Origin of the sequence: Halalkalibacter krulwichiae (assembly GCF_002109385.1) — a bacterium.
Classification (GTDB): Bacteria; Bacillota; Bacilli; order Bacillales; family Bacillaceae_D; genus Halalkalibacter; species Halalkalibacter krulwichiae.
Map to the genome: position 1 here is coordinate 759920 of NZ_CP020814.1, position 13046 is coordinate 772965.

General features: G+C 38.1%; 15 protein-coding genes and 1 pseudogene. 12 read left to right on the forward strand and 4 right to left on the reverse strand.

What is annotated here, in order from left to right; translation table 11 throughout:
* Positions 1 to 65: 65 nt before the first annotated feature.
* The 9 genes and pseudogenes from BkAM31D_RS03965 to BkAM31D_RS04005 all read left to right on the forward strand — a co-directional run bounded on the left by BkAM31D_RS03965 (position 66) and on the right by BkAM31D_RS04005 (position 8853).
* On the forward strand, positions 66 to 1208 hold the full coding sequence (locus BkAM31D_RS03965; RefSeq protein WP_066155960.1) for an acyl-CoA dehydrogenase family protein: 1143 nt from the start codon (positions 66 to 68) through the stop codon (positions 1206 to 1208).
* Between the two features lie 16 nt (positions 1209 to 1224).
* Positions 1225 to 2568 (forward strand): acetyl-CoA carboxylase biotin carboxylase subunit, encoded by a 1344-nt coding sequence (locus BkAM31D_RS03970; protein ID WP_066155957.1) that lies wholly within the window; start codon positions 1225 to 1227, stop codon positions 2566 to 2568.
* Between the two features lie 6 nt (positions 2569 to 2574).
* On the forward strand, positions 2575 to 2790 hold the full coding sequence (locus BkAM31D_RS03975) for an acetyl-CoA carboxylase biotin carboxyl carrier protein subunit (RefSeq protein ID WP_066155954.1): 216 nt from the start codon (positions 2575 to 2577) through the stop codon (positions 2788 to 2790).
* A gap of 14 nt (positions 2791 to 2804) precedes the next feature.
* Positions 2805 to 3725 carry a hydroxymethylglutaryl-CoA lyase gene (locus BkAM31D_RS03980; RefSeq protein WP_066155951.1) on the forward strand — a complete coding sequence of 307 codons (921 nt, stop codon included), beginning with the start codon at positions 2805 to 2807 and terminating at the stop codon, positions 3723 to 3725.
* A complete protein-coding gene (locus BkAM31D_RS03985; protein ID WP_066155948.1) occupies positions 3722 to 4501 on the forward strand; it encodes an enoyl-CoA hydratase in 780 nt (259 codons plus the stop codon). The genes BkAM31D_RS03980 and BkAM31D_RS03985 overlap by 4 nt, the downstream gene beginning before the upstream one ends.
* A gap of 12 nt (positions 4502 to 4513) precedes the next feature.
* Positions 4514 to 6042, forward strand: a pseudogene (locus BkAM31D_RS03990) (acyl-CoA carboxylase subunit beta).
* A 16-nt stretch (positions 6043 to 6058) separates the two neighbouring features.
* Positions 6059 to 8005 carry an AMP-binding protein gene (locus BkAM31D_RS03995; protein WP_066155942.1) on the forward strand — a complete coding sequence of 649 codons (1947 nt, stop codon included), beginning with the start codon at positions 6059 to 6061 and terminating at the stop codon, positions 8003 to 8005.
* A gap of 295 nt (positions 8006 to 8300) precedes the next feature.
* A complete protein-coding gene (locus BkAM31D_RS04000) occupies positions 8301 to 8510 on the forward strand; it encodes an alpha/beta-type small acid-soluble spore protein (RefSeq protein WP_034631054.1) in 210 nt (69 codons plus the stop codon).
* Between the two features lie 97 nt (positions 8511 to 8607).
* Positions 8608 to 8853: a hypothetical protein gene (locus BkAM31D_RS04005; protein WP_066155939.1), complete on the forward strand. Its 246-nt coding sequence runs from the start codon at positions 8608 to 8610 to the stop codon at positions 8851 to 8853.
* Between the two features lie 89 nt (positions 8854 to 8942).
* Here BkAM31D_RS04005 and BkAM31D_RS23875 read toward each other — a convergent pair whose 3' ends face one another.
* The 3 genes from BkAM31D_RS23875 to BkAM31D_RS04015 all read right to left on the reverse strand — a co-directional run bounded on the left by BkAM31D_RS23875 (position 8943) and on the right by BkAM31D_RS04015 (position 9950).
* Entirely contained in the window at positions 8943 to 9113 is a 171-nt protein-coding gene (locus BkAM31D_RS23875; RefSeq protein ID WP_169801122.1) for a hypothetical protein, read from the reverse strand.
* 50 nt (positions 9114 to 9163) lie between these two features.
* Complete coding sequence (locus tag BkAM31D_RS04010; protein ID WP_066155936.1) at positions 9164 to 9379, reverse strand: YheE family protein; 216 nt, start codon at positions 9377 to 9379, stop codon at positions 9164 to 9166.
* A 103-nt stretch (positions 9380 to 9482) separates the two neighbouring features.
* Positions 9483 to 9950, reverse strand: a complete 468-nt coding sequence (locus tag BkAM31D_RS04015; protein ID WP_066155934.1) for a hypothetical protein — start codon at positions 9948 to 9950, stop codon at positions 9483 to 9485.
* Positions 9951 to 10102: 152 nt separating this feature from the next.
* Here BkAM31D_RS04015 and BkAM31D_RS04020 point away from each other — a divergent pair, with 152 nt between their 5' ends.
* Together BkAM31D_RS04020 and BkAM31D_RS04025 are read left to right on the forward strand one after the other, a co-directional pair.
* Entirely contained in the window at positions 10103 to 11248 is a 1146-nt protein-coding gene (locus tag BkAM31D_RS04020; RefSeq protein WP_235820467.1) for a DUF445 domain-containing protein, read from the forward strand.
* A gap of 85 nt (positions 11249 to 11333) precedes the next feature.
* Positions 11334 to 11684 (forward strand): YlbF/YmcA family competence regulator, encoded by a 351-nt coding sequence (locus BkAM31D_RS04025; protein ID WP_066155931.1) that lies wholly within the window; start codon positions 11334 to 11336, stop codon positions 11682 to 11684.
* Between the two features lie 82 nt (positions 11685 to 11766).
* On the opposite strand, the gene BkAM31D_RS04030 is transcribed toward BkAM31D_RS04025, so the two are convergent.
* Positions 11767 to 11964: a hypothetical protein gene (locus tag BkAM31D_RS04030; protein WP_157108275.1), complete on the reverse strand. Its 198-nt coding sequence runs from the start codon at positions 11962 to 11964 to the stop codon at positions 11767 to 11769.
* 181 nt (positions 11965 to 12145) lie between these two features.
* Between BkAM31D_RS04030 and BkAM31D_RS04035 the strand changes: the two genes are divergently transcribed.
* Positions 12146 to 12988 carry a Cof-type HAD-IIB family hydrolase gene (locus tag BkAM31D_RS04035; RefSeq protein WP_066155926.1) on the forward strand — a complete coding sequence of 281 codons (843 nt, stop codon included), beginning with the start codon at positions 12146 to 12148 and terminating at the stop codon, positions 12986 to 12988.
* The last annotated feature ends 58 nt before the right edge of the window (positions 12989 to 13046 follow it).

Below are 13046 nucleotides of genomic sequence, written 5' to 3' on the forward strand. Positions count from 1 at the left end.
TGATGAATAGAGATCGTTATCTTGGAACTGAGCGAGCGTTCATTACTTGCGAAGGAGGAAGCTAAATGGACTTTAGCTTGTCGAAGGAACAACAAATGGTAAAAGAAATGGTAAGGGAATTTGCCAAAAAAGAAATTGCTCCTAATGCTGAAAAGTGGGATAAAGAATCTTTTTTTCCAGAACATGTTTTTAAGAAAATGGGTGAGTTGGGCTTACTTGGTTTACCTTTTCCAGAACAATATGGAGGAGCTGGAGCTGATACAATTTCGTATGCATTAGCTGTTGAAGAGGTAGGACGCGCTTGTGGTGGAACAGGTCTTAGCTATGCTGCTGCCGTCTCACTTGGGGCTAGCCCTATTTATTATTTTGGGACAGAGCAGCAGAAGAAAGAATTTCTTGTTCCTTTGGCACGTGGTGAATCGTTAGGTTCTTTTGGTTTAACAGAGCCTAATGCTGGGTCTGATGCCGGGGGGACTAGAACAACGGCGGTGTTAGATGGCGAAGAGTATGTAATCAATGGAGAGAAATGTTGGATTACAAACGCTGGATTTGCTAAATGCGTAATCGTCACAGCTAAAACAGGTGTGGATCATAATGGGAAAAATATTATTTCTGCCTTAATCGTTCCTACAGGAATCCAAGGTTTTTCCATTCGCTGTGACTATGACAAAATGGGAGTTCGTGCGTCAAATACTTGTGAACTCGTATTGAATAATGTAAGAGTTCCTAAAGGTAATATTTTAGGCGATCCGGCAAAAGGGTTTAAGCAATTCCTTCATACATTGGATGGTGGAAGAATCTCGATTGGAGCCCTTGCAGTTGGAATTGCCCAATCAGCTTTTGAGAAAGCGCTTGTTTACTCTAAAGAACGGAAACAGTTTGGCAAAGCCATCTCAAATTTTCAAGCGATCCAATTTAAATTAGCTGATATGGCCATGGAAATTGAGTTAGCGAGAACGATGGTATTGAAAGCAGCATGGTTAAAGGACAATGGGAAGTCTTTCTCAAAAGAAGCGGCCTTCGCAAAACTATTCGCTTCTGAAACCGCAACAAGAGTATGTAATCAATCTCTCCAAATTCATGGAGGCTATGGATATATGAAGGAATACGGAATTGAGAGAATGTTAAGAGATGCTAAGTTATTAGAAATTGGAGAAGGTACTTCAGAGATTCAACGTCTTGTTATTGCAAGACAATTAGGGTGTTGAGTAGGAAGGTGAAAAGATGTTCAAACGAATATTAATTGCAAATCGTGGTGAAATTGCTTTACGCATTCTTCGAACATGCAAGCGATTAGGTATTGAAACAGTTGCCATTTTTTCTGAGGCCGATAAAGAGGCATTACATGTAAAAGAGGCAGATTATATATATTATATTGGCCCTTCTAAAGTAAGTGAGAGTTATTTAAATATTAGAAAAATCATTGAAGTGGCAAAGGAAAGTGGAGCAGAGGCTATTCATCCGGGGTATGGATTATTATCTGAAAATGCAGAATTTGCAAGGCGTTGTAAGGAAGAAGAGATCGTATTTATTGGCCCGGAAGCTGAATTAATTGAGCTAATGGGGAATAAAGTTGCTGCAAGAAAGGCAATGCAAGCTGCTGATTTTCCGATTATTCAGGGGACTGACAAACCGTTAGCAAATGCTGAAGAAGCAATTCGTGCTGCAGAAAATATGGGGTACCCTGTTATGCTCAAAGCTTCTGCTGGAGGTGGAGGAATCGGGATGCAACTTGTTTCAAATGATGAAGAACTGTCGAAAGCATTTGAAACGAACCAAAAACGCGCTGAGATGTTTTTTGGAAATGGAGAAATGTTCCTTGAAAAAGCAATTGAAAATGCACGTCATATTGAAATACAGTTATTAGCCGATCAGTTTGGCGGAATGGTTCATTTATGGGATAGAGATTGTTCAATCCAAAGAAGAAATCAAAAAGTAGTCGAAGAGGCTCCGTCTCCTTTTTTGAGTGAAACACTTAGAGAAGAGATGGGAAAGATGGCAGTGAAAGCTGCAAGCTCTTTACAGTACACCAATGCCGGTACAATGGAGTGTTTAGTAGATGAGCATGACAATATTTATTTTCTTGAGATGAACACTCGCTTACAGGTCGAGCATCCTGTAACAGAAGAAATAACCGGAATCGATCTAGTTGAGTGGCAAGTAAGAATTGCATCAGGAGAACGATTGGGGTTTAGACAAGAAGACATAAAAAAAGAGGGCCATGCAATAGAAGTCCGTATATATGCTGAAGATCCAAAAACATTCTATCCCTCTCCGGGAACGATAAAAGAATTAAACCTACCTTTTGCTAGAAACTTTCGACATGAGTGTGCTGTAGAAAAAGGAAGTATAGTCACTCCTTTTTATGATCCGATGATTGCTAAGTTAATTGTCAGTGGTCGAACAAGAAGAGAAGCAATCGATCATTTGTTAGAAGCCTTATCGGTATATCAAGTAGATGGAATTAAAACGAATATTCCAATGTTAAAAGAAGTGATTAGTCACAAATCGTTTCAAGCTGGTACTTTTACAACGTCTTTTATACGAAATCATTATAAAAAAGGATGATAAAGAATGAATGTGATTAGAACGACAATGGCAGGTAACATATGGAGGATATTGGTTTCGGTTGGGGATGAGGTCCAAGCGGGTCAAGAAGTAGCAATATTGGAATCTATGAAAATGGAAATTCCTGTGGAAGCTTACAAAACAGGAACAGTAAAAGTGATCTTAAAAGGTGAGGGCGAGTTTATAGATGAGGATGAAGTGTTAATGGAATTAGACGGATAAGGCAGGGGACGTCATTGAATGAAAAAAAAGTAAAAATTCGCGAAGTAGGTCCAAGAGATGGCTTGCAAAATGAAAGACAGTGGATTGAAACGGAAGATAAAATCAATTGGATAAACCAATTAGCAGAAACGGGTTTAAGCTATATTGAATTAACTTCCTTTGTCCATCCAAAGTGGATACCAGCACTTGCTGATGCTAATGAGGTCGTAAAAGGGGTTAAAAGAAATAAATCCGTTTCATTTGGTGCACTTGTTCCGAATGAGCGTGGGTTGGAACGAGCACTACAGGTAGGCATTGATGAAGTGGCGGTTTTTCTATCTGCTAGTGAAACACATAATCGAAAAAATATAAATAAATCAATAAAAGAAACGATCAATATTTTGAAGCCTGTGGTCTATCAAGCTAAATTAGCGGACAAATCGGTTAGAGGATATATTTCAACTGTGTTCGGTTGTCCTTACGAAGGCAATGTAAATGTTCAACGAGTAATAGCCATTGCTCAAAGCTTGCTTGAGCTTGGAGTAGATGAGGTTTCTTTAGGAGATACGACGGGAATTGCTACACCAAATCAAGTCGAAGCTGTTTTACAAGAACTTGCTAGGAAGATCTCGTTAGAAACCATTGCTCTTCATCCACATGATACTAGAGGGACGGCTTTAGCAAATGTGTTTGCCGCCTATCGGTTAGGTGTTCGGACGTTTGATGGAGCAACGGCAGGGTTAGGAGGTTGTCCCTACGCACCTGGAGCATCTGGAAATGTTGCAACAGAGGATCTAGTTTACCTTTTAGAAGGGCTCGGTGCGCAAACCGGAATTCATTTAGAACGTCTAGTAAATTGCGGGAAATGGATTCAGAACAAGCTTAAGCGAAATTTACCTAGTCATCATTTACAAATAGCATTAGCTAGTGAGAATAAGGAGGGTTTCCATCAATGAAAACACTGCTTATTGAAAACAAAGGGAACGGCATTGTTGTCGCCACACTTAACCAACCGAAAAAAGCTAATGCGTTATCTTTACAGATGATCCGAGAGTTAAACGATTTTTTAGCAAGTGTAGAGAACGATGATTCCATTAGAGTTATTGTTTTTACAGGGAATGGCGATCGTGTTTTCTGCGCGGGAGCGGACTTAAAGGAACGAAAAGAAATGAATATGCAAGAAGCGAAATTTGCGGTACAAAAAATCAAACGAACAATTAATCGAGTTGCTTCGTTAAAGCAGCCTACAATAGCAGCTATGAATGGTACGGCGTTAGGTGGGGGTTTAGAGTTTTCATTAGCCTGCGACATTCGGATTGCAAGTACAGATGGAACATATGGACTAACAGAAACTTCACTTGCTATTATTCCAGGAGCAGGAGGGACGCAACGTTTATCACGTTTAATCGGAACGGGTAAAGCAAAAGAATTAATTTTTACAGCTGCTAAAATATCAGGGATTGAAGCGAAGGAAATCGGTTTAGTTGAACACGCTGTAAGGTTGAATGAAGTGAAACAGAAATCGATTGACCTTGCCCAAGTGATTGCAAGTAATGGTCCAGTCGCGGTACAAGAGGCGAAAAAAGCCATTAATTTAGGGATTGATGTTGATCTGAAAACATCTTTAACGATTGAATCGAATGCTTATGAGCAAACATTGATCACAAAGGATCGACTTGAAGGTCTACTCGCCTTCGAGGAAAAAAGAAAGCCGGAATATAAAGGTCAGTAAAGGAGGTAGAAAATGAGTTCAGATAAATCATACGAGAAATATGTTGAACAAATTTCACAAGGTGGATCCGAGAAGTATCACAGGATAAATAAGGACAAAGGAAAATTGTTTGTTCGTGATCGACTCAAGCTTTTATTTGATTTAGATATAGAAGCAGAAGATGGCTTTTTTGCTAACTCAATGGCTGAAGGGCTTCCAGCTGATGGAGTTGTAACTGGCATTGGAACTATTAATGGACAGAAGGTTTGTGTGATGGCTAACGATTCAACCGTTAAAGCGGGCTCTTGGGGGCTAGGACGGTCGAAAAAATTATTAGGATACAGGAGTCCGCAGAAAAGCTCCAGATCCCAATGTTGTATTTAGTTGATTCGGCTGGTGCAAGAATAACTGATCAAATAGAGATGTTTCCAGGAAGAAGAGGAGCCGGTAGAATTTTTTATAACCAAGTTAAATTATCAGGTAAAGTACCACAAATATGTTTATTATTTGGTCCTTCTGCTGCTGGTGGGGCATACATTCCAGCTTTTTGTGATTTAGTCATAATGGTTGACGGAAATTCATCTATGTATCTAGGGTCTCCTAGGATGGCTGAAATGGTCATAGGAGAAAAGGTATCACTTGAAGAAATGGGTGGAGCTCGTATGCATTGTTCGGTGTCAGGATGTGGTGATGTTTTGGCGACATCTGAACAAGAAGCCATTTTGCTTGCACGTGAGTACCTTCAATACTTTCCACCAAGTTACCGAGAAAAGCCTCCTATGGTTGAAGCGAAAAAGGTAAAGAACTTTGAAAAAAAAGTGGAAGATATCATCCCGCATAACCAAAATACTCCTTTTAATATGCATGACTTAATTGATCGATTAGTAGATGAGGATTCATTCTTTGAAATAAAAGCACTTTTTGCCAAAGAGTTGGTTACGGGATTGGCACGAATAGATGGAAAGACAGTCGGCATTATAGCAAATCAGCCAAAAGCAAAAGGAGGAGTTCTTTTTCCAGACTCGGCTGATAAAGCAGCTAAATTTATTACTCTTTGCGATGCTTATCATATTCCTCTTTTATTTTTAGCGGATATTCCTGGCTTTATGATTGGCACAAAGGTAGAACGTGCAGGCATTATTAGACATGGAGCAAAAATGATTGCAGCGATGTCAGAAGCAACCGTTCCTAAAATTTCAGTTATTGTTAGAAAAGCTTATGGTGCTGGACTGTACGCAATGGCTGGGCCAGCCTTTGAACCAGATTGTTGTTTGGCTTTGCCCCAAGCTCAAATTGCGGTGATGGGACCTGAAGCTGCTGTGAATGCAGTATATGCAAATAAAATTTCAGAGCTTAAAGAAGAAGAGCGTTCTGCATTTATTCAAGCAAAAAGAGAGGAATATAAAGAAGGTATTGATATATACCGATTAGCATCTGAATTAGTTATTGATGGCATTGTTGAAGGGAATAAGCTGAGAGAGGAACTTGTTAACCGTCTTAAGGCATATGAATCAAAAGATGTTAAATTTACCTCTCGAAAACATCCTATTTATCCCGTTTGATAAAGGAGGGAATCAAATGGCACAATGGAACCCTTCTGAAGAATATATTGAAAATACTAGGCTTTATAAATGGATGCAAAAATTAGGCTATAGTGAGTATGATTTATTTCATCAACAATCCATTAATGATGTTGAGTGGTTTTGGAGAAGAGTAGAGAAAGAACTTGGAATTCCTTGGTTAAATCATTATGACCGGGTATTAGATGTTGAGAAAGGAATCCAATGGCCAAAGTGGTATGTGAATGGAAAGTTAAATGCTTATGAGTTAGCACTGGGGCAATGGGCAAAAGACCCAATAATGACGCAAAAAGAAGCATTGATTTGGGAAGGTGAAGATGGAGAGGTAAGACGCTACACGTTTTCTTCATTAGCAACCGAAGTAAACAAAGTTGCTGCAGGTCTAAAGAAGTTGGATGTTAAACGAGGAGATGTAGTCGCTTTATATATGCCTATGATCCCAGAAACGATAATGGCACTTATGGCAGTCTCAAAGATCGGAGCGATTTTCACCCCTGTTTTTTCTGGTTATGGGCAGGAGGCTATTGCTACAAGGATAGCAGCTTCAAGGGCGAAGCTTGTAATAACGGTTGATAGCTCACAAAGAAAAGGGAAAGAAATCATGTTGAAAGATGAGCTGGATAAAGCTTTGTTGAATTGTCCTGAAGTAGAAAGTGTCGTTGTTGTAAGAAGAACAAAGACGAAAGCAGTACAATTGAAAGAAAAGCACATAGCATGGGAGGAGTTGTTAAGCCATCAGCCTTGTTTGGAAATAGAACCAATGAATAGTGATGAACCATTAATGCTTCTTTATACTTCTGGCACAACTGGAAAACCAAAAGGAACGGTCCATACTCATAGTGGTTTTCCTATTAAGGCGGGTTTTGACGCGGGAATTTGCATGGATCTGAAGCGTCAAGATACATTATTTTGGTATACCGATATGGGATGGATGATGGGCCCATTTCTAGTGTATGGTGGTTGGGTTAATGGTGCTACAATTATGCTATATGAAGGGAGCCCAGATTTTCCCAATGCTGATCGGCTATGGCAGTTGATTGACCGCTATCATATTTCTCACTTAGGAATTTCTCCGACACTGATCCGAAGTTTAATGAGACATGGTGATAATTGGCTTACGCAAAAATTGTCAAGTTTACGTGTGATTGCTTCGACAGGAGAGCCATGGAATGATGATGCTTGGTACTGGCTGTTTGAAAAAGTAGGAAAAGAGAAAATACCGATTTTTAATTATACTGGTGGAACAGAGATCGCAGGTGGGATCCTTGGAAATGTTCTCGTTCGGCCAATAAAAGTGAGTATGTTTAATGCCGCATTACCTGGGATGTCTGCTTATGTAGCAGACTGTTGGGGGAATCAAATGGAAAATCAAGTTGGTGAACTTGTTCTAACGAAGCCTTGGGTTGGAATGACGAATGGTTTTTGGGAACAACCAAAACGGTATTTAAAAACCTATTGGAGTAGATGGCCCAATATGTGGATACATGGGGATTGGGCTATCACTGATGAGGATGGATATTGGAAAATAACAGGACGTTCTGATGATATTATCAATGTTGCCGGAAAAAGAGTTGGTCCGAGTGAAGTTGAAACGATTTTGGCAAGTCATCATTATGTTCATGAAGCTGGGGCAATTGGTATACCTGATCATAGGAAAGGTGATGCTTTAATTTGTTTTGCCGTCTTACAAGAAAGTATAGAAATGACTAACACAGTGAAAGAAACGCTTCTCGACTTTCTAAGTGTAAAACTTGGAAAATCGCTAAGACCTAACGACATTCATTTTATTAGTGATTTACCAAAGACAAAGAATGGAAAAGTGATGAGGAGATTAATAAAAAATGCTTATCTTCACTTAAAACTCGGTGATATATCTTCAATTGAGAATCCTAATGTTCTTGATGAAATTGCGCAATTAAAAAGACCGGGACAAAAGAATCTTTAATGCAAAATCAGAATGGAATAATTGTCAATGCATAGCATCCGCTCCGGAAATATACTTCGGTTCCGCAGGCGACTGGTGAGCCTCCTCGTGCTAACGCACTGTGAGGTCTCACCCTTGCCTTTAACCCCTCAGAAGTCTACATATCGCTAAGGTAATTATAGTCCGTGCTTTTAATAAAACACTCCCAACCTCCTTCCTGCTTACCCTTTCCTTATTACCAAATATTTTCAATAAATAATCTACATAACAAATTTGAAATAAACCACACTATAAGTACACAAGGAGGTGAGACACAATGGCAAGTAACAACAACAGCAATTCAAACCAATTGCTTGTACCTGGTGTACAACAAGCACTTGACCAAATGAAGTATGAAATTGCTTCTGAATTCGGTGTTAACCTTGGAGCTGACTCTACATCTCGTGCAAACGGATCTGTAGGTGGCGAAATCACGAAACGCCTAGTTCAAATGGCTGAACAACAAATGGGTGGAACACAACAATAATAATTTGGCTTAAAGGGGTGAGCTCGCTCACCCCTTATTTTTCGTAAGAAGAAAAACAACGGTGAAGCATAGAGTATATGATACAAGGAGCAGAAAAATGGGAATGTGTTCAGTTTGCAATGGATTAGATGGATTGAATGAAACTTGTCAAAAGTGTCACCAAGCACTAATTGATTATGGACGAGTCATGGACTACTACGAAAAATATGAAGCGTATATGCCCATTGACTTAAATAAGATGAGCAACGGTATTGACCAAGATTTTGAAGACGAGCTTTGTCCTCACTATGTAATTTGCAGCCAGTGTGGAGAAACATCTGTTTATTTAGTACAAGAACAATAACTACTAGTTACAGATCTCCAATTAAAAAGCATGTCCTACTCAATGAAAAAAGAGTGAGTCATACTCACTCTCATCCATTTCATAATAGGTTAATTCTCGTTTGGCGGTGATTCATTTTCAAGGTCTCCACGTGACTCTTCAATTACCCCAGATTGCTGACCGTGTACAGTTCCTCCGCCAAGGCCTTCGTTAATCATACGATCAACATCAACATATTTTTTGTCACGTCCTTCATAATTTGAACCATTTTGTTTCTTCATTAAACCACCCCTTTTTTCATAGAGTGGCTGAGTAACACGAAATTATTCATTTAATGTTGTTCATATACATGGTAAAGCATCAAATCATGGATTTGAGGTTCTAGAATTTCTTTTTGGTTAGAAGTAAGGTTTGCTTCACCCCAATCAATCTCTCCATTTTTATGATAGATGCCCGTAATGTAGTTTCCATCAAAGAAAAAAGAAAAGGCCCATTCACGTCGAACTAAATTATTTCGAAGTTCCTTCCATTGAAAATGAGATAACAATTTGTTGTTCCCCCTCAGAATTAAAGCGCTTTCTAATATAGTATCATGAGGTGGGAGATTTTTGATATAGAAGTTACGGTTACGTTCAACAGGACATGCAGAACTAAGCTTCTTTTTCTGTAATGTCATTTGTGTGCCAATGACCGCCACCAAACCATAGGAATGTTTCATCTAAGGTGTTCTTAACATAAGCGAAGCAAACAAGACCTGCTCTTAGAGCATATTTGATTTTTAATTGATCATCATATTTAATTTTTGTATAGCATACACCGAGTTCATCAATTAATGAACGATATAAATTTATCTGCACTTGTGTTTTTGTATACTTTGGGGAAACAATTAAGGTTGAATGGGTGGTTCCATAATCACACACAGCAGCCACAGCTATTATTTTTCCTTCCCACAGTGCAACTTGAATACTTGTTCCGGGTTGGTCTAAATAACTTTTATTAAAATGAAAGAGCCAAGAGTAATTCGATTTATCGCTGCAAGCATCATAGCGCTTGACAAAGTTTAAAATTGACCTACGATATTTTTCCCATTGTTGGTTTTTTAATGAAATGATTTTCATGTTTTACCTCCTCTAGGGGACAGAAGCCCAATTTTAAAGCAAACTACAACCTCTGCTTTCTACAATAAAATGAGTGGGAAGTAGCGAGGAAAAACGACGTATCGTATACTATGTGATAGATGCCTAATTGGTGAAAGATAGAAGGAGTGTTAATGACATTGCAAACATTGTATCTTATTGGATTTATGGTATTAGTTGGTGCAATTATTGGAGGGTTGACCAACTCATTAGCTATAAAAATGCTATTTAGACCTTATCGTGAAATAAAATTGGGTTCTTGGAGGGTACCGTTTACTCCTGGTCTGATTCCTAAAAGACATGAAGAGCTCGCTGGACAGTTAGGGAAAATGGTTGTTGATTATTTAATAACAGCAGAAGGATTAGGAAAAAAATTAAAAAACCCTGTATTTACTGATGGTATGACCAAATGGCTAAGAATAGAAGTAGAAAAAATATTAAAGAGCGAAAAAAGTGCTGCTAATCTAATTGAAGAAAGCATAGGGTTAAAACAACCTAAACAAATCGCTTTAGCGAAGACAGAAGAACTTGTTCAAAAAAGTATGTCTACTTTTTTGACAAACAATAGGGAAAAAACGTTAGAGCAAGTGTTGCCAGAAACTTTGCTTAGAAAGGTTGACGAAACGCTAGAGCCTGCAACAACGTATATTTTGGAGAGAGGACAAGCTTTTATCGGAAGTGCGGAGGGAAAAGAAAAATTAAGCGTTATGATTGATCGTTTCCTTATTCAAAAAGGTACATTTGGAAATATGATATCAATGTTTCTAGGTAATGATCGACTTGTTGACAAAGTACAGCCAGAGTTGTTGAGGTTTTTACAAGATTCAGGAACGAAAAAATTGGTTTTTCAGTTATTAGAACAAGAATGGGTAAAGGTTAAGCAGAAACAATTAAAAGAGGTTGAAGAATATCTTAATGAAGAAGAGTTGGTCTCTGCAATCGTTCGTGGGTTAGAATCGAACGTAGCGATTTTCCAATGGATTGACCAACCGATGAAACAATGGAGTGGAACGTATCAAGAAACAATAATGAATACCTATATCCCAAAGGGTGTAGAGGTTATTTTAGATTTGCTTTCAAGCCATTTAGAAGAACTCTTAAAACGTTTCCATTTAGATGAAATCGTTAGTGAGCAAGTGAAGGGTTTCTCTGTGGAAAGATTGGAAGAATTAGTTCTCTCTATTTCGAAACGTGAATTTAAAATGATCACGTATTTAGGAGCGTTACTTGGTGGAATTATTGGGTTCATACAAAGTTTAATAGTAGGGATTATTGGATAACTTACTATAAGATGGGGATATTGGATGAAATGTTTACTGGAACATGTTATAGTCGGTTAGACAAATTTTTTAGGAGGACGTATTTATGTCTAATGTTTATGATAAGGCGCATGAATTAAAAAGAACGATAGCGGAAAGTGAAGAGTTCCAAACTCTTAAGTCTTTACATGTTGAGATTCAAGCGGATGAAGTAGCAACAAGAATGTTGAATAACTTCCGTCAGCTTCAGCTTGAACTACAACAAAAACAAATGCAAGGTATTCAAATCACTGAAGAGGAAGCTCAAAATGCTCAACAACAATTTGAACTTGTTCAACAGCATGAGTTAATTTCTAAATTAATGGAAGCAGAGCAACGTCTAAGTGTGATTATTGGTGATGTTAATAAAATCATTACAGAGCCATTAGAAGAGATCTATGGTACACCGGGTCAATAATTAAAACTTAATCTGAAAAAAGCTACATTTGATCATTTGCAATCATCTGTAGCTTTTTTGTATTAGTGGATAAAGCACCTACTTATTCTTCTTTTTGTGAGATGTTCTTCATAATAATTGTTACTAAATGCAGGACAAAACCACAAAAAAGACCGATCGCAACAGAAGCAAGTATTGTAACTAAAAAAGCAGTCAATGTAAATTCTGTTAATTGGGCTAAAGATAACAGTAGAAAAAAAACAACAGGCAAATAATAATAAGATAATACTTTTTTCATCATTTACTCCTTATTAAATAATAGAACTAGGGAAATTATCTTGAATACAGTGAGGTTAGTATAAAAGAGTTTTAACATTTCGTCTAGGTTCTAATCGTTCTTCAAGGTTCATAGTCTTATGTATAAAGAGCAAGCCCTTAGTGGTGCTCGAGTAGGACAACATGAAAAAAGGGGGACTTATACAATGTCATACAAACTGTTAGCCCTAAACATCGATGGAACGTTATTAAGAACGAATGCGAAGATTACAAAGCAAACAAAAGATGCAATTGAGTATGTTAAGGATAAGAGGGTGCACATTACCCTTGCAACTTCTAGACCCTTTCCTGCTGCAAAGAAAGTAGCGAAAGCTTTAAAAGTAGAAGGGCCATTGATAACTAGTGATGGAGCTTTTGTTGCAACTGCGGCAGATGAACCAATATTCGTTAGAAGAATTAAAGAAGAGAAAGCATTACAAATAGCTGATATATTAGAAAGGTACGAATGCCATATACGGATTATGCATGATTCCTATTCCATAGGGAATAAAGTGAGACAAAGAAATCAGCTCATTGCTCGAATGACAATTGGAATTGGTGACCCTTTATTTTATCCAATCACATTTGTAGACTCTATTTGTGATCAATTAATGCAACAGCCGATCGCTCCACCTAAAATTCAGGTTCAGTTTTTTAACAAAGAAGAAGAAAGAAAAGCGCAACAACAGCTAGAAGAAGTTGTAACAGGGATTAGGCTATATGAGTCGGCTCCAGGTAGAATGGAAATTGTTAGTGATGGAGTTTCAAAAGCAAGAGGATTACAAACATTGGGTAACTATTTAGGTATTCAACCGGGTGAAATGGTGGCGGTCGGCTCCCATGAATCTGATGTAGATATGATCAATCAAGTCGGACTCGGTGTTGCAATGGGAAATGCTCCTGCTTCTGTTAAAGAGGTTGCGAATTGGATAACACGGTCAAATGAACAAAATGGAGTTTCCTATATGATTAAAGAAGTCTTTAGAAAGCAATTACGTCTACACAGCTAAGATTGAGAATATTAATTTACCTTGCTATGTTTCAACCCATAGCAAGGTTTTGTTTTTC

Bases quoted from the DNA above. Each gene is read 5' to 3' on its own strand.
- BkAM31D_RS03965 (WP_066155960.1), top strand. From the start codon at position 66: ATGGACTTTAGCTTGTCGAAGGAACAACAAATGGTAAAAGAAATGGTA.
- BkAM31D_RS03970 (WP_066155957.1), top strand. From the start codon at position 1,225: ATGTTCAAACGAATATTAATTGCAAATCGTGGTGAAATTGCTTTACGC.
- BkAM31D_RS03975 (WP_066155954.1), top strand. From the start codon at position 2,575: ATGAATGTGATTAGAACGACAATGGCAGGTAACATATGGAGGATATTG.
- BkAM31D_RS03985 (WP_066155948.1), top strand. From the start codon at position 3,722: ATGAAAACACTGCTTATTGAAAACAAAGGGAACGGCATTGTTGTCGCC.
- BkAM31D_RS03995 (WP_066155942.1), top strand. From the start codon at position 6,059: ATGGCACAATGGAACCCTTCTGAAGAATATATTGAAAATACTAGGCTT.
- BkAM31D_RS04000 (WP_034631054.1), top strand. From the start codon at position 8,301: ATGGCAAGTAACAACAACAGCAATTCAAACCAATTGCTTGTACCTGGT.
- BkAM31D_RS04005 (WP_066155939.1), top strand. From the start codon at position 8,608: ATGGGAATGTGTTCAGTTTGCAATGGATTAGATGGATTGAATGAAACT.
- BkAM31D_RS23875 (WP_169801122.1), bottom strand. From the start codon at position 9,113: ATGAAGAAACAAAATGGTTCAAATTATGAAGGACGTGACAAAAAATAT.
- BkAM31D_RS04015 (WP_066155934.1), bottom strand. From the start codon at position 9,950: ATGAAAATCATTTCATTAAAAAACCAACAATGGGAAAAATATCGTAGG.
- BkAM31D_RS04020 (WP_235820467.1), top strand. From the start codon at position 10,103: ATGACATTGCAAACATTGTATCTTATTGGATTTATGGTATTAGTTGGT.
- BkAM31D_RS04025 (WP_066155931.1), top strand. From the start codon at position 11,334: ATGTCTAATGTTTATGATAAGGCGCATGAATTAAAAAGAACGATAGCG.
- BkAM31D_RS04030 (WP_157108275.1), bottom strand. From the start codon at position 11,964: ATGATGAAAAAAGTATTATCTTATTATTATTTGCCTGTTGTTTTTTTT.
- BkAM31D_RS04035 (WP_066155926.1), top strand. From the start codon at position 12,146: ATGTCATACAAACTGTTAGCCCTAAACATCGATGGAACGTTATTAAGA.